The organism is Nocardioides sp. Z21_20, assembly GCF_059766585.1.
In genome coordinates this window covers 116674-135106 of sequence record NZ_JCBAJX010000002.1, presented here as the reverse complement: position 1 = coordinate 135106, position 18433 = coordinate 116674, and the positions used below count along the sequence as shown (strand labels likewise).

Here is an 18433-nt window from a genome sequence, read left to right as displayed (position 1 = left end):
GCCCCGCGTCCGGAGGCGTCGCCGTTTGGTCCCCAACGGGCGCGTAATCGCCTCAGCGCATGCCGTCTCCGCCCAATCGGCGCGCTCACCAGCGCCGCCGCGATCAGGACAGCGACAAGGGCCGCCGTTTGGTCACTAACGGCGACGAAATGGCGTCCCCGGACGCCGTTGGGGACCAAACGGCGCCGTCCGGGCCGCCGCCGCTACGCCAAGAACCCGCTCAGTCCGTGCGCTCACGCAGCGCGCGGCTCAGCGAGGCGACGGCGTCCTCGCTGGGCGAGGCGGCCTGACGGTTGCTCGCCTCCAGCGCGCGCAGCAGTTCCGCGCGGTGCACCTTGACCGAGCGCGGGGCCTCGATGCCCACCCGGACCACGTCGCCGCGGACGTCGAGGATGGTGAGGGTGACGTCGTCACCGATGACGATGCTCTCGCCAGCGCGACGACTCAGTACCAGCATGGGGGAAGGCTACCTGTCCTGGGATGCGGCGGGGTCGGGTCAGCCGAGCAGCGGCGCGGCGACCGGCAGCTGGGCGGCGTCCAGGATGACCTGCGCGGCGCGCCGGGTGACGGTGTTGACCAGGATCGGGGCCGCGAGATTCGCGGTGGTCTCGGCCAGCGACGCCCCGGCGGTGAGCACGACCAGCAGCAGCACGTCGTCGGCCGACGTGACGCCCAGCTCGGCGGCCACGTCGAGGCCGACCTCGGGGGCGTAGTCGGGGAAGAACCGTCCCGGCGGTACCACCAGGAACCGCAGCTCGGGGTCCTCCAGCGAGCGCAGGCTGGCCAACATGCTCTGCTCGTCCATCCGCACCAGCGCGAACTGGCGGTGCTCGGGGAAGCCCGGCATCGGGCGCACCAGCTCGATCACCGGGAGCTCCACCGCCTGGTCGGTCACCGGCTGGGGGCTCACGGCTTCTCCTGTGGGTCGGGACACGACGTCATCATCGCAGGCCAGCAAGGTGGCGCTCATCGCAGGAAGTCCAGCAGGCTGGGCTGCATGACCCGCGCCGTGGAGGCCAGGGCGGCCTGGTAGGCCACCTCCTGCATCTGCATCGCCATCACGGTCTCGGCCAGGTCGGCGTTCTCCAGCTCCGAGATCGACGACGTCATCGTGATCGTGGTGTCGTCGGCTGCCTGACGGGCGGCCTCGACGCGCGTCGTACGCGTGCCGATCTCCGCCTGGGCGGTGGCGATCCGGTCCCCGGCGTCCTTGAGCGCCTGGATCCCGGCCTGGATGCCGTCCCCGTCACCGGCGCGCAGGTCCGCGGCGAGGTCGCTCAGCTGCTGGAACAGCGAGGTGGCGCCCTCGCCGAACACGGCGGCGCCGCTGATGTTCACCTGCACCCGCACCCCGTCGGCCACGGTCCGCTCGACCTTGCCGCTCGCCGAGGCGGGATCCAGCAGGACACCCTCGGGGCCGTAGGCCTTCGCTCCCGCGGTGACGCCCCCGAAGATCGGGCGGTCGAGGTAGGTGGCGTTGCCCAGCGAGACCAGGCCCTCGCGGATCTGGTCCACCTCGGTGGCCAGCGCCTGGCGTGCCTGCGGCCCCACGGAGCCGGTGCTGGCGCCCTGCAGGGCCAGCTCGCGCGCGCGCCGCACCCGGTCGCCGATCGAGGCCAGCGTCCCGTCGGCCTGGTTGAGCCAGGCGATTCCGTCGTCGGCGTTGCGGACGTACTGGCTCTGCTCGGCCAGGGCGGAGCGGATCCGCATCGACGAGGTGGTGTCGGTCGGGGAGTCCGAGGGCCGGTTGATGATGCGGCCGGTGGAGAGCTGCTCCTGGATCTTGGCCGAGCGGGCGAGGCTCGCCTGCAGCCCGGACATCGACCCCTCCGACATCATCCGCTGGGTGATGCGTCCCATGCTCATCAGCGCAGCCCCGTCCGGTTGATCAGCGTGTCCAGGACCGAGTCCATCGTGGTCATCACCCGCGCGGCCGCCTCGTAGGCGCGTTGCGCGGTGAGCATGTTGACCATCTCCTCGTCGAGGCTGACCCCGGCCATCTGCTCGCGCGAGTTGTCGACCTGGCGGGTCAGCGTGCTCTGGTTGGCGGCCAGCCGCTTGATCGAGGCCACCTCGCTGCCGAACCCGTTGACCAGCCGCTGGTAGCTGTCCTCGACGCGGGCGGTGCCGATCGCCTCGATCATCGCCTCGGTGTTGCCGGAGTCGCGGGTGCCCGCGGTGCTCGAGGCCGCCACCTTGCCGGGCCCGGACATGTCCGCGTGCACCTTGAGCACCTCGGCCACCCGGGTGCCGTCGCCGATGTCGAACAGCCTGCCGCCGGCGTTGCCGTCGGCGTCGAAGCCCAGCGCGTGCTGGGCGTTGACGGCGTTCGCGAACGTCGTGGCGACCTCGTTCAGGTCGGCCAGGTAGTCCGGGAGCGTGTCGTTGAGCAGGCTCTGGATGGCGCCCGCCGAACCGGTCAGGCCCCCGCTCACCGCGGTGGTGGCGCCGCCGCTGCTCTGGACGGCGAACGTGATGTCGCCGGCCAGCGGGCCCCCGTCGGCGTCCACCCCGCCGCTGACCTGCAGGCGGCCGGCGGAGCTGCCGTTGACCAGGTCGACGCCGTTCACGGTGACCTTCATGGTGCCGTCGCCCTGGATGGCGCCGGTGGCGCCGGTGAGCTCGGCCAATCGCAGCGACATCGCGTCGCGGGAGTCGAGGAGGACGTTGGCGTCCAGCCCGGCGTTCGAGGCGGCGACGATGGCCCGGTTGGTGTCGGCGAGGTCGGCGGCGAGCGTGTTGACCTCGTCGCGGACCGTGAGCAGCTGCTGGCGCTGGTCGCTCTGCTCGGTGGTGATGTTGCGGGCCTGCAGCCGGATGGCGTCGGCCACGGTGTCCGCCCCGGCCAGCATCTGGACGCGCGCGGCGTCGCTACCCGGAGCGTTGGCCAGGTCGCCGAGAGTCTTCTTGAAGTCCGCCAGGGCGGCCGCGACGCCCTTGTCGCCGGGCTCGGCGAGCCCGGTCTCGACACGGGCCAGGGTGCTGGCGCGCAGGTCGAGGTAGGACTGGTTGCCGTGCTCGACGCGGGAGCGCGCGTCGAGGAACGGGTCGACCATCCGCTCGACGCCGGTGGAGCGGACGCCGGTGCCGGTCTCCCCCGCACGCGACCACATCGCCGGCTGGGCGGCGGCGCCCATCGTCTCGCCGACGACCCGGCGGCGCACGTAGCCGTCGGCGTTGACGTTGGCGGTGTTGCTGCCGGCCACGTCCAGCGCGATCTGCTGGAAGCGCATCGCGCTCAGCGCGGTGTTGATGGAGGAGAAGGATCCGCTCATCTCACAGGCTCCGGTCCAGGCGGGCGGCGCGCAGCGGCTCGGTGACTGCGGCCCCGTCGGGGGTGTACGTCGCGATGCCGCCGCCGAGGTTGAGCAGGGTCTCTCGCGCGGAGCGGAAGCCCGCGGCGATCAGGGTGCGGTTGAGCTCAGCGGCGCGGATGATGCTCTCGGTGACACGGGCGAATGCCTCCCGGTGCTCGGTGAGGATGCCCGACCACGGCTCGGTGGCGGCGGCGATCAGCTCGCTCAGGCTGGGGTTGGGCTCGAGCCCGATCGCGGCGGCGACGGCGTCGGCCTCGATGGCACGCAGCATCTCGGTCTCGCGGATCACCTCCAGCAGCTCCTCCACCTCGCGGGCAGCCCTGGCCAGCCAGCGCGTCTCTCCTGCGGACATCACGAGCTGCTCGACCTCGAGCTTGTAGTGCAGGGTCTCGAGCAGCTCCCGCTCGCGCCACAGGATGAGCGACAGCTTCTCCATCCGCTCGGCTCCTCACGTTGGTGCGCAGGCTCCGCTGCGAAGCCTGTCGAGAGAGAGCATCGGCGGGGGGCATGGGAGACCTGAGTGTTTTCTTGACCGAATCCGGCGAGGCCGCCGGCCCCGGCGGCGTGTCGGAAATGGGCTGCGCGCTCCAGGTTCACCGCTGGTCGGCCGCGGGGACGCGGGCACTTCCGCCTGAACTTCGGACAAGCCGGCGACCGTTGGCCAAGATCCTCCACGTGACCGACCAGCACCTGGCCAGCAGCTCCGCCGACGACCTCATCTGCTCCCACGTGGCGCTCGTGGGACACATCGTCCGCGAGACGATGAGCCGGGTGCCCGCCCACGTCAACCGCGACGACCTGACCTCGGCCGGTCTCGCAGCGCTTGTCCAGGCCGGTCACGCCTACGACGCCGCCCGCGGGGTCCCCTTCGCCCGGTACGCCGCCACCCGCGTGCGGGGGGCGATCGTCGACGAGCTGCGCAGCATCGACTGGGCCTCCCGCTCGGTACGGCGCCGGGCCCGCGACCTCTCCGACACCCGCACCGCCCTGGCCACGACGTACGGCCGGCCGGCGACGGAGCAGGAGGTGGCCACGGCGACCGGGTTGAGCCTGGCGGAGATCGCCGGCAACGACGAGGACGTCACCCGCGCCCAGGTCCTCTCACTGCAGGCCTCGCAGGACACGCCGATGGCCGAGCTGCTGGTGAGCTCCGCACCGAGCCCGGAGGAGGCGGCCGAGCACCGCGAGCGCCTGATCTACCTCACCGAGGCGGTCGCCGAGCTACCCGAGCGGCTGCGGCTCGTGGTGGAGCAGTACTTCCTCGCCGAGCGGCCGATGGCCGAGATCGCCGCCACCCTGGGTGTCTCGGAGTCGCGGATCTCGCAGATGCGCGCCGAGGCGCTGGTGCTGCTGCGCGACGCCCTCAACCGTGAGTTGGACCCCGACCTGGTCGCCGAGGCCGCACGTCCCGCGGGGTGCGCCACCAAGCGCCGCGAGTCCTACTTCGCCGCCGTCGCCGCCCGGCACGCGGCCGGTCTGCGCCGCCCGCTGCGGGACGCGCTGGACGCGAGCGCCTGAGCGCCACAGCCAGCCGCCAGGATTTTACCCAGGCTTTCCTTCAGCCCGGGTGCTCGGCGCCGATAGGCAACTCGACGGAGCCCACGGACGGACTCCCGACGAACGATCAGTCACTTTGGGAAGGAACCCATCATGAGCCTGCGCATCAACCAGAACATCGACGCGATCAACTCCTACCGCAACCTGTCGGTGACCCAGGGCCAGATGTCGAAGTCCCTGGAGAAGCTCTCCAGCGGCTTCCGCATCAACCGCGCCGCCGACGACGCCGCCGGCCTGGCCATCTCCGAGGGCCTGCGCGCACAGACCGGCGGCCTCAAGGTCGCCGTCCGCAACGCCCAGGACGGCATCTCCGTCGTCCAGACCGCCGAAGGCGCCCTGACCGAGACCCACTCCATCCTCCAGCGGATGCGCGACCTCGCCGTCCAGTCCTCCAACGAGGGCGCGATGAAGGGCACCGACCAGGCCAAGGCCGACGCCGAGTACCAGGAGCTCGCCAAGGAGCTCGACGACATCGCCGGCAAGACCACCTTCAACGGCACCAACCTGCTCGACGGCAGCTACGCCAACAAGAACTTCCAGGTCGGCGCCAACACCGCCGAAGTCCTCACGGTGACCATCGATGACATGTCTGCCGCCACCATCACCGGCGGTGTCGGCGACCTGACGTCGAGGGCCAACGCGCAGACCGCGCTGACCAACGTCGACTCGGCCATCGCGACGGTCTCCGAGCAGCGCTCCGCCCTCGGTGCCACCCAGAACCGCCTCGAGCACAAGATCAACAACCTCAACGTGGCCTCCGAGAACCTCACCGCCGCCGAGAGCCGCATCCGCGACACCGACATGGCCTCCGAGATGATGAACTTCACCCGTTCGCAGATCCTCTCCCAGGCCGGTACCGCCATGCTCGCGCAGGCCAACCAGGCCCCCCAGGGCGTCCTGTCCCTGCTGCGCTGATCCACCCCGCTCGGCCACCTCGCGTGGACGGGCAAGCCACGGCACCGGCGTCGGCGACGCCGGTGCCGTCGGCATTTCCGGCCACTCCACCCGTGTCCGACTTTTTCTGGCTTTTCTCTTCAGGTCGCGCGGACGAGGGCCGATAGGTCTCTCGACGGAGCCCACGGACGGACTCCCGACGAACGATCAGCCACCTTGGGAAGGAACCCATCATGAGCCTGCGCATCAACCAGAACATCGACGCGATCAACTCCTACCGCAACCTGTCGGTGACCCAGGGCCAGATGTCGAAGTCCCTGGAGAAGCTCTCCAGCGGCTTCCGCATCAACCGCGCCGCCGACGACGCCGCCGGCCTGGCCATCTCCGAGGGCCTGCGCGCACAGACCGGCGGCCTCAAGGTCGCCGTCCGCAACGCCCAGGACGGCATCTCCGTCGTCCAGACCGCCGAAGGCGCCCTGACCGAGACCCACTCCATCCTCCAGCGGATGCGCGACCTCGCCGTCCAGTCCTCCAACGAGGGCGCGATGAAGGGCACCGACCAGGCCAAGGCCGACGCCGAGTACCAGGAGCTCGCCAAGGAGCTCGACGACATCGCCGGCAAGACCACCTTCAACGGCACCAACCTGCTCGACGGCAGCTACGCCAACAAGAACTTCCAGGTCGGCGCCAACACCGCCGAAGTCCTCACGGTGACCATCGATGACATGTCTGCCGCCACCATCACCGGCGGTGTCGGCGACCTGACGTCGAGGGCCAACGCGCAGACCGCGCTGACCAACGTCGACTCGGCCATCGCGACGGTCTCCGAGCAGCGCTCCGCCCTCGGTGCCACCCAGAACCGCCTCGAGCACAAGATCAACAACCTCAACGTGGCCTCCGAGAACCTCACCGCCGCCGAGAGCCGCATCCGCGACACCGACATGGCCTCCGAGATGATGAACTTCACCCGTTCGCAGATCCTCTCCCAGGCCGGTACCGCCATGCTCGCGCAGGCCAACCAGGCCCCCCAGGGCGTCCTGTCCCTGCTGCGCTGATCCGCCTGGCTCCGCCGGCTGACGGCTGAGCCACCAGCAGTCCCGGCCCCGGTGGGATGCCCCACCCGCATCCCACCGGGCCCCGGGGCTCCGACTCTGCCGTCCCGAACCAGGAGAACCTCAGATGGCCAGCATCAGCGGGCTCACCGGCTTCGACGGCGCCTCGATCGTCGACCAGCTGATGCAGGTCGAGGCCTTCTCGCAGAACCGCCTCAAGACCCAGCGCACCACGCACGAGTCGGTGGTCACCGCGCTGCAGAAGCTGAACACCCAGGTCGCCTCGCTGGCGACCGCCGCCAAGAGCCTCGCCGACCCGGCCACCTGGCAGACCCTCAAGGGCTCCTCCAGCAGCCCGCTGGTCACCGTGAGCACCGGCGCCGCGGCGGGTCCCTCCAGCTTCTCCGTCACCGTGGACCGGGTCGCGATGGCGCACCAGCTCGGTTTCGCGAGCCCGGCCGCCCTGACCGACACGGTCACCTCCGGCTCCGATGTGGTCCGACTCGACAGGTTGGACGGCACCACGGTCGACTTGGACACCGGCGACGGCACCCTCGAGGGTCTGATCGACGCGATCAACGACCCGGCCGCGAAGACCGGCCTGACCGCCACCGCGGTCCGCACGAGCGACGGCGCCTACCGCCTCCTGGTGACCTCGGACGCGACCGGGGCGGCCTCCGACTTCACCCTCACCAACACCGACGGCACCGATCTGCTCGGCGGCGCGGTCGCCCGGACCGGCGCCGACGCCCAGATCAGCCTGGGCCTCGGCATCACCGCGACCTCGGCGAGCAACACGTTCACCGACCTCGTGCCCGGTGTCTCGCTCACCCTCTCCCCCGCGGCGGTGGGCTCGCTCACCGCTCCGGCCGGCACCTCCGCCACGGTCAGCGACGTCACCGTCCGGCAGGACTCCGTCGACATCGCCGGCAAGGTAAAGTCCCTGGTCGACCAGCTCAACACCGCACTCAGCGCCTTCGACGCCCAGACCGCGGTCGGAGCCGACGGCAAGGGCGGCGCGCTCGTCGGCGACAGCGCCATCCGCGGGGTGCGCGCCTCACTGCTCGAGTCCGTCTTCGGCAGCGGCAACACCACGATGGCCGACCTCGGCATCCAGACCGACCGCTACGGCAAGGTCGTCTTCGACCAGCCGACGTTCGAGAAGGCGTACGCCGCCGACCCGGCCGCTGTCGCCACCCGCTTCACCTCCGGTGAGGGCAACGGGTGGGCGGCGCGGCTGCAGAGCGCGGCCGAGGACGCGAGCCACACCCGCGACGGACGCATCACGGCCGCCATCACCGGGCGCAAGGACCAGATCGACCGCCTCGACGACAGCATCGAGGCCTGGAACATGCGCCTGGAGCTTCGCCGTTCCACGCTGTCGCGCCAGTTCAACGCCCTCGAGGTCGCCCTGAACGACATGAACAGCCAGAGCTCCTGGCTCAGCGGCCAGATCGCCTCCCTGCCGAACTACAACAACTCCTGACCGCCACGCCGCCCCCAGAGTCAGATCACGGAAGGCCCATGATGATCCCGAACGCACGCAGCACCTACCTCAACGCGTCGGTGTCCACCGCCAGCTCCGCCTCACTGCTCGTGATGCTCTACGAGCGCCTGGTCCTGGACCTCCAGCGCGCCAGCAAGGCGCTGGAGGACGGCTCCGTGTCGGTGGCCCACGAGCAGCTCCTGCACGCCCAGGACATCGTCCTCGAGCTGCGCGCGAGCCTGAAGCCCGAGCAGTGGTCCGGCGGCCCGGCGCTCGGGGCGCTCTACGACTACCTGCACACCGAGCTGGTCCGCGCCAACATGACCAAGGACCTCGAGATCGCCACGTTCTGCCTGCACCTGGTCAGCCAGCTGCGCGACGCCTGGCGGGACGCGGCGATGGCCACGGTCTCCGCAAGCGCATGAACCGCCGACTCTCCCCCGAGACGCGGCGTCACCTGGTCTGGGAGACGGCGCTGGACCGTCTCGAGCTCGACGCGCTGCGCGCCGAGCGGATGCTGCTCGACGAGTCGCCCGTCGTCGCCCCGGCGCCCTGGGACGAGCCCGAGCTCGACGGCCCCATCCCCGACGACCTCGTCGACCGTGCACTGGCCCTGCTCGATCGCCAGCGCCGCGCCGAGGATGCCCTGCGCCACCGGCTGGACGCCGCGCGCCAGCAGCATGCCTTCGCCGACCGGGTCGACCGCGCCACCGGACGCGGCACGGGACCCGCGCTCTACCTCGACGTCCAGGCCTGACCCGGGCGCTGCCCGCCCCCGCAGGGCAGCCGGACGACCACAACAGAAGGAACGCCCCTGTGAAGATCATCGTCGCCGACGACAGCCGCGTGATGCGCCAGATCGTCGTCCGCACCCTGCGCCAGGCCGGATGGGGCGGACACGAGATCGTCGAGGCCACCAACGGCAGGGAGTGCCTCGAGCAGGCGCTGGCCGCAGCGCCCGACCTGATTCTCTCGGACTGGAACATGCCGGAGATGACCGGCATCGACTGCCTCGCGGCGCTGCGCGCGGCCGGCTCCACCGTGCCGTTCGGCTTCGTCACCTCGGAGGGCTCCGCGGAGATGCGCGCCCGGGCCACCGCCACCGGCGCCTCGTTCCTGATCGCCAAGCCGTTCACCCCCGAGGCGCTCGACGAGGTGCTGAGCACCGCCGTGGGGGCTCACCAGTGACCGCGACCACGCACCTGCCCACCCCCAAGCAGATCCGCGAGCTGCTCACCGATCTCCTGGACAAGCCGGTCACGCTCAGCCCCGGAGCGCCGCTCGTCCCCGGCCCGGCGACCCCGGCCAGCATCGCGACGTACGTCGACGACATGCTCCGCGTCACCGGCGTCCTCGTCTGCGACCTGCCCCTCTCGGCCTACCTGGGCGCGGCGCTCGGTCTGGCGCCGGCACGCGAGGCCGAGGAGGTGATCGCCGGTGGCGCCCTCGACGAGGTCCTCACCGAGAACCTCTCCGAGGCGCTCAACATCGCGGCCTCCATCTTCAACGTCGACGGCGCCGTCCACGTTCGCCTCTACGGCATGCACCCGGCCGGGGCCCCCCTCCCCCAGGACCTCCTCGTGCGCGCCCTCACGCTGGGACGCCGCGAGGACGCGGTGCTCGACATCCCCGGCTACGGCACGGGCCGGCTCTCGGTGATCCTCAGCTGAAGGATCTGCGAGCCCCACCTCCACGCTGGGCACCAGCCAAGAACCCGCCCCACACGGGGCGGGTTCTTCGTGTCTTTCGGGCCAGCCCTCAAGAAGCCTCCCGGCAGGGCCGAAGGAAGAGGCGAGCACGGATCGCTCGCATCTCGCCACGGACTGGCATCGACTTCGCATTCCTCCTGGAAGGGCGAGCAAAGCGTGTCTCTTGCCATCCCCGACTCCGTCGGTGCCGTCCTCAACTACGCCCTGGACGGGCTCTCCACCCGTCAGCAGGTGATCGCGGACAACATCGCCAACGTCGACACCCCCGGCTTCCGCGCGACCAGCGTCGACTTCGAGAGCTCCCTGCGCAGCGCGATCGACAACGACAGCCTCGGCTCCGAGCCCGGCGTCGCGACGACCGCCACGCAGACCCCCGTCGGCGCCAACGGCAACAACGTCGACCTCCGCAAGGAGACGCTCGCGGCCGTGCAGTCGCAGTACCAGTACCAGGTGATCAGCCGCGCGGTCTCCGACCGCTTCGCGCTCCTCAAGACCGTGGCCGGGGGCCAGTGATGAGTGCCTTCAACCTGCTCAACATCGCCGGCTCCTCGCTGGGCGTGCACCAGACCTGGCTCGACGCGCTGGCCCACAACATCGCCAACGCCAACACCGCCACCAGCACCGACCAGGACGCCTTCCAGGCCCAGATGCTGATGGTGCGGGCCGAGGCCGACGGCGGCGGCGTCGCCGTCAGCGGGATGGCGCTGAGCGACCCCGAGGGCCGGATGGTGCACAGCCCGGACCACCCGCTCGCCGACGAGGAGGGCTACATCCGGCTCCCCGAGATGGACATGTCGAGCCAGATGACCCAGCTGGTGATGGCCCAGCGCGGCTACCAGGCCTCGGTCCAGGTGACCAAGAACGCCCAAGAGATCTACGGCAGCGCCCTGCAGATCGGGCGTGCCTGATGAGCGTCTCCGGCATCGAGGCCGTCGGCTTCACGCCGTACGTCCCCCCGCAGGTCGGCGCCACCGACCGCCTCGACGGGCTCACCGCCGGCGGCGGCGTCGCCGGGGCGAGCGGCGCCTCGAAGGTGAACGGCGAGTTCGGGGAGCTGCTGCTCGACGGCATCGAGCGCCTGGAGTCGGTGCAGGACCGCAGTGACAAGCTCGCGGTCCAGGCCGCCACCGGTGATCTCGACAACATCCACGACTACACGACCGCCGCCACCGAGGCCGCCGTGACCACCCAGCTGACCGTCGCCGTGCGTAACCGCGCGCTCGAGGCGTTCAACGAGATCATGCGGATCCCGATCGGATGAAGGACAACCTCACGCGCACGCTGGACCGCCTGCGCAACAGCGTCGCGTCGTTCACAGTCGGCCAGCGCACGATCGCGGTCATCGGCGTCGTGGCCGTGCTGCTGGGCGGCTTCCTGGTGGTGCGCTGGGTCTCGACGCCCAACTACACCCCGCTCTTCAGCGACCTCGCCTCCGAGGACGCCTCGGCGGTCATCGAGGAGCTCGACGCCCAGGGTGTGCCGCACAAGCTCACCAACGGCGGCGCCACGATCATGGTGCCGCGCGAGCAGGTCTACGAGACCCGCATCGCGCTCAGCGGCGAGGGCCTGCCGGGCAGCAGCGACGAGGGCTACTCGATCCTCGACGACCAGGGACTGGGCACCTCGCAGTTCAAGGAGCAGACCGACTTCAAGCGCGCCATGGAGGCCGAGCTGGCCAACACCGTCGAGGCCATCTCCGGCGTGAACACCGCCATCGTGCACCTGGCGCTGCCGGCCAAGCAGGTCTTCGCCGACGAGCAGGAGCCGGCCACCGCCTCGGTTCTCCTCGAGACCGCCCCCGGCACCGACCTCGGCCCCGAGCAGGTCCAGGCCGTCGTCCACCTGATCGCCTCCAGCATCGACGGCCTCGACCCCGACAAGGTCACCGTCGCCGACGCCGAGGGCCGGGTGCTCTCCAGCAACGACGGGACCAGCGGAGCGGCGGCCAGCACCCGCGCCCAGCAGGTCGAGGAGTACCAGAAGGACATGAGCGCCCGGATCCAGGCGACCCTCGACAAGGTCGTCGGCCCCGGCAACTCCACCGTCCAGGTGACCGCGGACCTCGACTTCGACAAGTCCGTCTCGGAGTCCACCACCTTCGAGGCCGACCCCGACGACCCGCCGCTGTCGTCCTCGCGCACCACCGAGACCTACACCGGCCCGGCCGGTGCCGGTGCCGCCCAGGGCGTCGTCGGCCCGGACGGCCAGATGGACGACGTCGGCGTCACCGGCGGCGACTCCCAGTACGACAAGGAGTCGGTGACCGAGGACAACCCCTTCGACACCGTCAAGGAGACCCGCGAGGCGGCACCGGGCAGCGTCAACTCCCAGCACGTGGCCGTCACCCTCGACTCCGAGTCCGCGGTGGCCGTGGACCCTGCCGAGATCCGCAACCTGCTCGCCGCCGGAATCGGCATCGACGCCGGCCGCGGTGACACCATCCGGGTCGCGGTGATGCCCTTCGACCGCACCGCCGACGAGGCTGCCGCCGAGGAGCTCGCGGCCGCCGCCGCCGCCAAGGCCAAGGCCGAGCAGCGCGAGATGTTGCGCAACCTCGCCATCGTGGTCGTCGTCCTGCTGGCCCTGCTGCTCGCCTGGCTCAAGTCCCGCAAGCGGGCCAAGGCCCGCGCCGAGGCGACGTCGTACGTCGTGGAGCAGCTGCGCCAGGAGTCGGCCGCGCGTGCCGAGCTGGCCGAGCCGATCCCGGCCCTGGCCGCCCTGGAGCAGGCCGAGGACAAGGCCGGCAACGACGTGCGCGACGAGCTCGCCGCGCTGGTCGAGCGTCAGCCCGAGGACGTCGCGGCGCTGCTGCGCGGATGGCTGGTGGAGCGGCCATGATGGGCTCCCTCGCCACCCTCGGCGTCCGCAAGGCCGCCATCGTGCTGATCCAGCTCGGCAAGGACCGGGCCGCCGCCGTCCTCAGCCACCTCTCCGACGCCGAGGTCGAGGCGATCTCCGCGGAGATCGCCCAGCTCGACGCCGTCAGCGCCATCGAGACCGACGCCGTGCTGACCGAGTTCACCGAGATGGCCAAGGCCCGGGTCAACATGACCCAGGGCGGCCTGACCTTCGCGCGCAACATGCTCGAGCAGTCGCTCGGCGCCGAGAAGGCCGCCGAGATCATGGCCCGGCTCCAAGCCGCCGCGGTGAAGATGCCGTTCCAGTTCCTGCACCGCGCCGACCCGGCGCAGCTGCGCTCGTTCATCGTCGACGAGCACCCGCAGGTGATCGCGCTGGTGCTGGCGCACATGCCGCCCGACAAGGCCTCGCTGGTGCTCTCCGGGCTGCCCGCCGGCCAGCAGGCCGCGGTGGCGCACCGGATCGCGGTGATGGAGCGGACCTCCCCCGAGGTCATCCGCTCGGTCGAGACGGTGCTCGAGCGCAAGCTGTCCTCGGTGCTCCAGCCGGCCGAGCTGTCGCGGGTCGGGGGCGTCGACCCACTGGTGGACATCATCAACCGCTCCGACCGCTCCACCGAGCGGCAGATCGTGGAAGGTCTCGAGGCACTCGACGCGACGCTGGCCGAAGAGGTCCGCAACAAGATGTTCATGTTCGAGGACATCGTCAACCTCGACGACCGTTCCGTGCAGCTGGTGCTGCGTCAGGTGGACGGCGCCTCGCTGGCGCTGGCGCTCAAGGGCGTCACCGAGATCGTGCGCAACAAGATCACCAGCAACATCTCCGAGCGCGCCTCCGAGACGCTGCTCGAGGAGATCGACCTGCTCGGCCCGGTCCGCCTGGCCCAGGTCGAGGAGGCCCAGCAGGCCATCATCCGCACGATCCGCCTGCTCGAGGAGCAGGGCCAGATCATGGTTCGAAGGGGCAACGACGATGAGCTCGTCCTCTGACGCCGTGCTGCGCGGTGACCAGGCGGCCCGGGTGGTGACGCCGTCCACCAGCCCGGACCTGCGCACCGGCACCTGGACCCGGCTCGGCCAGTCCACCGTCCTCGGGGACGACGTGACCGAGCACTTCCTCAACGGCCTGGCCGAGCAGACCCGCACCGCCGCGCGCGCTCAGGGCTACGCGGTCGGCTGGGCGCAGGGACGCCGCGAGGCACAGGAGGAGGCGACCCTCCAGGCCGAGCAGACCGCCCTGCGACACCGCCAGGACGCCGAGCGCCGCGAGACCGAGCACCGCACCTCGCTGGCGGCACTGGCGCTCGCCGCCGAGCAGCTGCGCGACGCGGCCGCCGAGGTCTGCGCCCAGCTGGCCGACGACGCCACCGACCTGGCGCTCAGCGTCACCCACGAGGTGCTCGGACGCGAGCTGGTGCTGGCCGCCGACCCCGGCGCCGACGCCGTACGGCGAGCGCTGGGCGTGCTGCCGACCGGCTGCCCGGTGCGGGTCCGTCTGCCCGCCGAGGCGCTGGGCTCGACCACCGTCGCGGACCTGGCCGCTCGCGGCGTCGAGGTCGTCGCCGACCACGCGCTGTCGGCCGGCGAGGCGCTGGTCGAGACCGACGAGTCCGTGATCGACCTGCGGATCAGCACCGCGCTGGAGCGGCTCGCGGAGGTGCTGCGATGACGGCCTCCCCGCTGTCCGTGCGCCGCCGATCCGCCGGCCCCGACCCGCGCGACCTGCGGCGGCGCGCCCTGGAGGCGGTGCGTCCGCGCACCCTCGGCCGGGTCGCGGAGCTGCTGGGTCTCTCCGTGCGGATCACCGGGGTGCCGGCCGCCGTCGGCGACCTGCTCGAGGTCGTCGGTCCCACCACCGTGCCGGTCGAGGTGGTTGCCAGCGGCCCCACCGGCCTGGTCTGCCTCCCGCTCGCCTCGACCACGGGGCTGCGCATCGGCGACCACGTCCGGCCCACTGGCGGCCCCTTGCGCATCGCCGTCGGCGACGCGCTGCGCGGCCGGGTGCTCGACGGCCTGGGCCGCCCCCTCGACGGCGGTCCGCCGCTGCTGGGCCTGGCCAGCGTGTGCGTCGACAACACCCCGCCGGCGGCGATGAGCCGTCCGCGCATCGACACCCAGCTCGGGCTCGGGGTCCGGGCCATGGACGCCCTGACCGCCTGCGGGCGCGGCCAGCGCCTGGGCATCATGGCCGGCTCCGGCGTCGGCAAGTCGAGCCTGCTGTCGATGATCGCGCGCGGCACCGACGCCGAGGTCTCGGTGATCGCCCTGGTCGGCGAGCGCGGCCGCGAGGTCCGCGAGTTCCTCGACAACGACCTCGGCCCCGAGGGCCTGGCCCGCTCCGTGGTCGTGGTCGCCACCTCCGACGAGCCGCCGGTGGTCCGGCTGCGCGCCGCGCTGGTGGCCACCCGCATCGCCGAGTGGTTCCGCGACAGCGGCCGTGAGGTCGTGCTGATGATGGACAGCCTCACCCGGGTGGCGATGGCCCAGCGCGAGATCGGCCTCTCCGCCGGGGAGCCTCCCGCGACCCGCGGCTACCCGCCGAGCGTCTTCACGCTGCTGCCCCAGATCCTCGAGCGCGCCGGCACCTCGCCGTCCGGCAGCATCACCGGCCTCTACACGGTGCTGGTCGAGGGCGACGACATGCAGGACCCGATCGGCGACGCGGCCCGCTCGATCCTCGACGGCCACGTCGTGCTGTCCCGGTCGCTGGCGACCTCGGGCCACTTCCCGAGCATCGACGTGCTGGAGTCCATCTCCCGCGTCGCCTCGGCGATCTGCTCCCCCGAGCAGAAGGCCGCTGCGATTCGCCTGCGTCAGCTGATGGCCGCCCACCGCAACGTGCGCGAGCTCGTCGAGATCGGCGCCTACGTGGCCGGTGCCGACGCCGACGCCGACACCGCGCTGGCGCTGCTGCCGCAGATCAACGCCTTCCTGCGCCAGGACATGGACGACGCGACGCCCACCCAGGAGACCTGGCGGCGCCTGGCCGAGCTGGTGGCCCGATGAGCGCCGTCCACGACGCCGGCCTGCACGCGGTCGGCCGGGTTCGCTCGGTGCGTGAGCGGGACAGCCGGATCGGCCTGGTCCAGGCCCTCGCCGAGGAGCGGGTCCTGGCCGACCGGCTCTGCGCGATCCACGACCACCTCACCTCGCTCGCGCCGTACACCACCGGAGACCGGGCTGGGTTCCAGCAGCGCCAGCGCGACGTCGTCGCCTGGTCGCAGACTGCCCTGGAGACGCGGGCGGCCCTGGAGTCCGCCGAGCTGCTCACGCTCTCGGCGCGGGAGCGGTGGACCGGCGACAAGACCCGGCTCGCCGCCGTGGAGACCCTGCTCGAGCGCCGGGCCGCCGAGCGTCGTGCCGAGCGCCAGCGGCGTGAGGACCACGCCCTCGACGAGACGGCCATCGACGTCTGGCGCCGCGGTCGCGCCCAGCGGCTGGCCCGGATGGAGGCGCTGCGATGAGCGTGGTGGACGTGACGTCCCGGATCGGTCAGATCCAGGCGCAGCTCGCGGCGCTGGCGCCGGCGACGACGGCCACGGGCGGGGCCCAGTTCGCCACCGCTCTGCAGGCCAGCACCGACGCCCTCTCCGGGGGCGGCGCGACGGGCGGGACCACGAAGGGCGAGCAGGTGGTCGCCGAGGCGAAGAAGTACCTCGGAGTCCCTTACGTCTGGGGTGGCACCGACCCCGACAAGGGGCTCGACTGCTCGGGGCTGGTCCAGCTGGTCTACCGCAACCTCGGCCACGAGCTGCCCCGGGTCTCCTACCAACAGGCGACCGCGGGCACCGCCGTGCCGAGCCTGGCCCAGGCCCAGCCCGGCGACATCCTGGCCTTCAAGTCCCCGGTCAACCATGTGGCGATCTACCTCGGCGACAACCAGATGATCGAGGCGCCGCGCCCGGGCAAGAACGTCCAGATCTCCCCGGTCTACGAGACCCCGACCGCGATCCGCCGCATCGTCAGCGACCCGTCCGCGCCGGTCGCGGGCACCGCCGGAGCACCGGCCGGCGGGTCCCGGGTCCCGGCCTCCACGCCGTACGCCGACCTCTTCAACCGCGCCTCGGCCACCTACGGCGTGGACGCCACGCTGCTCGCCGCGGTCGCCAAGCAGGAGTCCGGCTACGACCCGAACGCGGTCAGCCCGGCCGGTGCCCGCGGCCTGATGCAGCTGATGCCGGCGACGGCCGCGGGCCTGGGGGTACGCAACTCCTTCGACCCCGCCCAGGCCGTCGACGGCGCCGCCCGGCTCCTCGACACGCTGCTCGACCGCTTCGGGCGCACCGACCTGGCCCTCGCGGCGTACAACGCAGGGCCCGGCGCGGTCATCCGCTACGACGGCATCCCGCCCTACCCCGAGACCCAGAACTACGTCCGTTCCGTGCTAGCGATGGTGAGACAGTCATGACCTCGACCGCACTGCCCGTCGGCCCGATGCCGGTGGCGCCGGCACCGGGAGCCGGCGCGAGCAGCGAGTCCACCGCGTCCTCGCCGCCGGCCGGCGAGGAGTTCCTCGCGCTGGTCCAGCAGCTGCTGGACGGAGCGGCGCTCCCCGGCACCGGCGAGGAGGCGCGGGTGCTCGGGGACGAGCAGCAGCACGCCGACCCGTCGGCGCAGACCGGCTCCGCCTCCCCCTGGGCCCCGGCGCCACTCCCCCTGGCCCTCGCTCTGCCCACGCCGCCCGCCGCTGCCGCGGTCGACCACACCGAGCCGAGCGGGGCCGACACGGCGACTGCCCCTGGCGCCGGGGACCCGAGCGTCCCGCCGGCAGGCGCGAGTAGCGAGTCCCGGGCGGCAGCGCCCGCGCCGGTCGCGCTGCCCGCGACCGGGACGGGCGAGGCGCTCGACGCGACCCCGGCTGCTGGGCCGGACGCGGCCGCCACCGGCGCGAACGCTCCCGCCCCGCCGTCCGGGACCAGTCCCGCCCCCAGCGGCCTGGCAGGTCCCGCCGGCCTCGCCGGGCTCACCGGGCTCACCGGCCCCGGCGCTCCCGGCGCCGGCGCCCCGGTCGGCGACACCGGACAGCCCGTCCCGGTCCGGGTGGTCGAGCAGGTCTTCCCCGAGGTGGTCCGGCTGGCCGGCAACGGCCACGGCCTGCAGCGGCTGACGCTGCGCCTGCAGCCGGAGAACCTCGGCGAGGTGCGGGTGGTGCTGATCTCGCGGCCCGGCGAACAGCTGGTGATCAGCCTGGCCGCCGGCGCGCAGGCGCAGGAGTCGCTGCTGCACGGCAGCTCCGAGCTGCGCCGCCTGCTCGAGGTCGTCGGCAACGGCGACGCCCGGATCGTGGTCCGCGACCTGGCCGGCACCGGCACGCAGGTCGGACAGCCGGCCAGCAGCCAGCAACCCGGCTCGGCGCTGCCGACCAGCGATCTCGGGGCCGACGCGTCGGCCTCGGGCAGCGGCCACCCCGAGCGGGACCCGGACACCAGCGAGCACGCAGGGACGCGTGGGAGCAGCACGGCCACGGACGGCACCCGCGGTGCGGCGATCTCGCCCCATCGAGTCGACACGGTCACCGGAGCCCGCGGCGCGGGCCTCGACGTGACCGTCTGAGGAGAAG

23 protein-coding genes are annotated in these 18433 nt (G+C 72.1%); 18 read left to right on the top strand and 5 right to left on the bottom strand.

The window, feature by feature from the left end; translation table 11 throughout:
- Positions 1–220: 220 nt before the first annotated feature.
- Genes csrA through flgN form a run of 5 tightly spaced genes read right to left on the bottom strand, consistent with a single transcriptional unit; the run spans position 221 to position 3753 of the window.
- A complete protein-coding gene (gene csrA, locus AC6EH9_RS04250; RefSeq protein WP_498420884.1) occupies positions 221–457 on the bottom strand; it encodes a carbon storage regulator CsrA in 237 nt (78 codons plus the stop codon).
- Between the two features lie 39 nt (positions 458–496).
- Positions 497–910 carry a flagellar assembly protein FliW gene (gene fliW, locus AC6EH9_RS04245; RefSeq protein WP_498420882.1) on the bottom strand — a complete coding sequence of 138 codons (414 nt, stop codon included), beginning with the start codon at positions 908–910 and terminating at the stop codon, positions 497–499.
- A 56-nt stretch (positions 911–966) separates the two neighbouring features.
- Entirely contained in the window at positions 967–1866 is a 900-nt protein-coding gene (flgL, locus tag AC6EH9_RS04240) for a flagellar hook-associated protein FlgL (RefSeq protein ID WP_498420881.1), read from the bottom strand.
- Positions 1866–3275, bottom strand: a complete 1410-nt coding sequence (gene flgK / locus AC6EH9_RS04235) for a flagellar hook-associated protein FlgK (protein WP_498420878.1) — start codon at positions 3273–3275, stop codon at positions 1866–1868. The genes flgL and flgK overlap by 1 nt, the downstream gene beginning before the upstream one ends.
- A 1-nt stretch (position 3276) precedes the next feature.
- A complete protein-coding gene (gene flgN / locus AC6EH9_RS04230; protein WP_498420876.1) occupies positions 3277–3753 on the bottom strand; it encodes a flagellar export chaperone FlgN in 477 nt (158 codons plus the stop codon).
- 239 nt (positions 3754–3992) lie between these two features.
- Here flgN and AC6EH9_RS04225 point away from each other — a divergent pair, with 239 nt between their 5' ends.
- The 18 genes from AC6EH9_RS04225 to AC6EH9_RS04140 all read left to right on the top strand — a co-directional run bounded on the left by AC6EH9_RS04225 (position 3993) and on the right by AC6EH9_RS04140 (position 18426).
- Positions 3993–4835 carry a sigma-70 family RNA polymerase sigma factor gene (locus tag AC6EH9_RS04225; protein ID WP_498420874.1) on the top strand — a complete coding sequence of 281 codons (843 nt, stop codon included), beginning with the start codon at positions 3993–3995 and terminating at the stop codon, positions 4833–4835.
- Positions 4836–4967: 132 nt separating this feature from the next.
- Entirely contained in the window at positions 4968–5789 is an 822-nt protein-coding gene (locus tag AC6EH9_RS04220) for a flagellin N-terminal helical domain-containing protein (protein ID WP_498420872.1), read from the top strand.
- Positions 5790–6001: 212 nt separating this feature from the next.
- Positions 6002–6823 carry a flagellin N-terminal helical domain-containing protein gene (locus AC6EH9_RS04215; protein ID WP_498420872.1) on the top strand — a complete coding sequence of 274 codons (822 nt, stop codon included), beginning with the start codon at positions 6002–6004 and terminating at the stop codon, positions 6821–6823.
- Between the two features lie 124 nt (positions 6824–6947).
- The gene (gene fliD, locus AC6EH9_RS04210) at positions 6948–8306 is read left to right on the top strand and encodes a flagellar filament capping protein FliD (RefSeq protein ID WP_498420870.1); all 1359 of its coding nucleotides are present in this window, start codon (positions 6948–6950) and stop codon (positions 8304–8306) included.
- 38 nt (positions 8307–8344) lie between these two features.
- Positions 8345–8731, top strand: a complete 387-nt coding sequence (gene fliS, locus AC6EH9_RS04205) for a flagellar export chaperone FliS (RefSeq protein WP_498420868.1) — start codon at positions 8345–8347, stop codon at positions 8729–8731.
- A complete protein-coding gene (locus AC6EH9_RS04200) occupies positions 8728–9063 on the top strand; it encodes a hypothetical protein (RefSeq protein WP_498420866.1) in 336 nt (111 codons plus the stop codon). Before fliS ends, AC6EH9_RS04200 begins: the two co-directional genes overlap by 4 nt.
- A 59-nt stretch (positions 9064–9122) precedes the next feature.
- Positions 9123–9494, top strand: coding sequence for a response regulator (locus AC6EH9_RS04195; protein WP_498420865.1), 372 nt, complete (start codon positions 9123–9125; stop codon positions 9492–9494).
- Complete coding sequence (locus AC6EH9_RS04190; protein ID WP_498420863.1) at positions 9491–9976, top strand: hypothetical protein; 486 nt, start codon at positions 9491–9493, stop codon at positions 9974–9976. Before AC6EH9_RS04195 ends, AC6EH9_RS04190 begins: the two co-directional genes overlap by 4 nt.
- 195 nt (positions 9977–10171) lie before the next feature.
- Positions 10172–10528: a flagellar basal body rod protein FlgB gene (locus AC6EH9_RS04185; protein WP_498420862.1), complete on the top strand. Its 357-nt coding sequence runs from the start codon at positions 10172–10174 to the stop codon at positions 10526–10528.
- On the top strand, positions 10528–10923 hold the full coding sequence (locus AC6EH9_RS04180) for a flagellar basal body rod protein FlgC (RefSeq protein ID WP_498420861.1): 396 nt from the start codon (positions 10528–10530) through the stop codon (positions 10921–10923). The genes AC6EH9_RS04185 and AC6EH9_RS04180 overlap by 1 nt, the downstream gene beginning before the upstream one ends.
- Positions 10923–11276 (top strand): flagellar hook-basal body complex protein FliE, encoded by a 354-nt coding sequence (gene fliE, locus AC6EH9_RS04175; RefSeq protein ID WP_498420859.1) that lies wholly within the window; start codon positions 10923–10925, stop codon positions 11274–11276. The genes AC6EH9_RS04180 and fliE overlap by 1 nt, the downstream gene beginning before the upstream one ends.
- Positions 11273–12853: a flagellar basal-body MS-ring/collar protein FliF gene (gene fliF, locus AC6EH9_RS04170; protein WP_498420858.1), complete on the top strand. Its 1581-nt coding sequence runs from the start codon at positions 11273–11275 to the stop codon at positions 12851–12853. The genes fliE and fliF overlap by 4 nt, the downstream gene beginning before the upstream one ends.
- Positions 12850–13863, top strand: coding sequence for a flagellar motor switch protein FliG (gene fliG, locus AC6EH9_RS04165; protein ID WP_498420856.1), 1014 nt, complete (start codon positions 12850–12852; stop codon positions 13861–13863). The genes fliF and fliG overlap by 4 nt, the downstream gene beginning before the upstream one ends.
- A complete protein-coding gene (locus tag AC6EH9_RS04160; RefSeq protein ID WP_498420854.1) occupies positions 13847–14542 on the top strand; it encodes a FliH/SctL family protein in 696 nt (231 codons plus the stop codon). The genes fliG and AC6EH9_RS04160 overlap by 17 nt, the downstream gene beginning before the upstream one ends.
- Complete coding sequence (locus AC6EH9_RS04155) at positions 14539–15879, top strand: FliI/YscN family ATPase (RefSeq protein WP_498420853.1); 1341 nt, start codon at positions 14539–14541, stop codon at positions 15877–15879. Before AC6EH9_RS04160 ends, AC6EH9_RS04155 begins: the two co-directional genes overlap by 4 nt.
- Entirely contained in the window at positions 15876–16337 is a 462-nt protein-coding gene (locus AC6EH9_RS04150) for a flagellar FliJ family protein (RefSeq protein ID WP_498420851.1), read from the top strand. The genes AC6EH9_RS04155 and AC6EH9_RS04150 overlap by 4 nt, the downstream gene beginning before the upstream one ends.
- On the top strand, positions 16334–17281 hold the full coding sequence (locus tag AC6EH9_RS04145) for a transglycosylase SLT domain-containing protein (protein ID WP_498420849.1): 948 nt from the start codon (positions 16334–16336) through the stop codon (positions 17279–17281). The genes AC6EH9_RS04150 and AC6EH9_RS04145 overlap by 4 nt, the downstream gene beginning before the upstream one ends.
- Positions 17278–18426, top strand: a complete 1149-nt coding sequence (locus tag AC6EH9_RS04140) for a flagellar hook-length control protein FliK (protein ID WP_498420848.1) — start codon at positions 17278–17280, stop codon at positions 18424–18426. Before AC6EH9_RS04145 ends, AC6EH9_RS04140 begins: the two co-directional genes overlap by 4 nt.
- The last annotated feature ends 7 nt before the right edge of the window (positions 18427–18433 follow it).

What these genes read in the sequence shown, in the direction of transcription:
- csrA (WP_498420884.1), bottom strand. Translation starts at nt 457, where the DNA reads ATGCTGGTACTGAGTCGTCGCGCTGGCGAGAGCATCGTCATCGGTGAC.
- flgL (WP_498420881.1), bottom strand. Translation starts at nt 1,866, where the DNA reads ATGAGCATGGGACGCATCACCCAGCGGATGATGTCGGAGGGGTCGATG.
- flgK (WP_498420878.1), bottom strand. Translation starts at nt 3,275, where the DNA reads ATGAGCGGATCCTTCTCCTCCATCAACACCGCGCTGAGCGCGATGCGC.
- flgN (WP_498420876.1), bottom strand. Translation starts at nt 3,753, where the DNA reads ATGGAGAAGCTGTCGCTCATCCTGTGGCGCGAGCGGGAGCTGCTCGAG.
- AC6EH9_RS04220 (WP_498420872.1), top strand. Translation starts at nt 4,968, where the DNA reads ATGAGCCTGCGCATCAACCAGAACATCGACGCGATCAACTCCTACCGC.
- AC6EH9_RS04215 (WP_498420872.1), top strand. Translation starts at nt 6,002, where the DNA reads ATGAGCCTGCGCATCAACCAGAACATCGACGCGATCAACTCCTACCGC.
- fliD (WP_498420870.1), top strand. Translation starts at nt 6,948, where the DNA reads ATGGCCAGCATCAGCGGGCTCACCGGCTTCGACGGCGCCTCGATCGTC.
- fliS (WP_498420868.1), top strand. Translation starts at nt 8,345, where the DNA reads ATGATGATCCCGAACGCACGCAGCACCTACCTCAACGCGTCGGTGTCC.
- AC6EH9_RS04200 (WP_498420866.1), top strand. Translation starts at nt 8,728, where the DNA reads ATGAACCGCCGACTCTCCCCCGAGACGCGGCGTCACCTGGTCTGGGAG.
- AC6EH9_RS04180 (WP_498420861.1), top strand. Translation starts at nt 10,528, where the DNA reads ATGAGTGCCTTCAACCTGCTCAACATCGCCGGCTCCTCGCTGGGCGTG.
- fliE (WP_498420859.1), top strand. Translation starts at nt 10,923, where the DNA reads ATGAGCGTCTCCGGCATCGAGGCCGTCGGCTTCACGCCGTACGTCCCC.
- fliF (WP_498420858.1), top strand. Translation starts at nt 11,273, where the DNA reads ATGAAGGACAACCTCACGCGCACGCTGGACCGCCTGCGCAACAGCGTC.
- fliG (WP_498420856.1), top strand. Translation starts at nt 12,850, where the DNA reads ATGATGGGCTCCCTCGCCACCCTCGGCGTCCGCAAGGCCGCCATCGTG.
- AC6EH9_RS04160 (WP_498420854.1), top strand. Translation starts at nt 13,847, where the DNA reads ATGAGCTCGTCCTCTGACGCCGTGCTGCGCGGTGACCAGGCGGCCCGG.
- AC6EH9_RS04155 (WP_498420853.1), top strand. Translation starts at nt 14,539, where the DNA reads ATGACGGCCTCCCCGCTGTCCGTGCGCCGCCGATCCGCCGGCCCCGAC.
- AC6EH9_RS04150 (WP_498420851.1), top strand. Translation starts at nt 15,876, where the DNA reads ATGAGCGCCGTCCACGACGCCGGCCTGCACGCGGTCGGCCGGGTTCGC.
- AC6EH9_RS04145 (WP_498420849.1), top strand. Translation starts at nt 16,334, where the DNA reads ATGAGCGTGGTGGACGTGACGTCCCGGATCGGTCAGATCCAGGCGCAG.
- AC6EH9_RS04140 (WP_498420848.1), top strand. Translation starts at nt 17,278, where the DNA reads ATGACCTCGACCGCACTGCCCGTCGGCCCGATGCCGGTGGCGCCGGCA.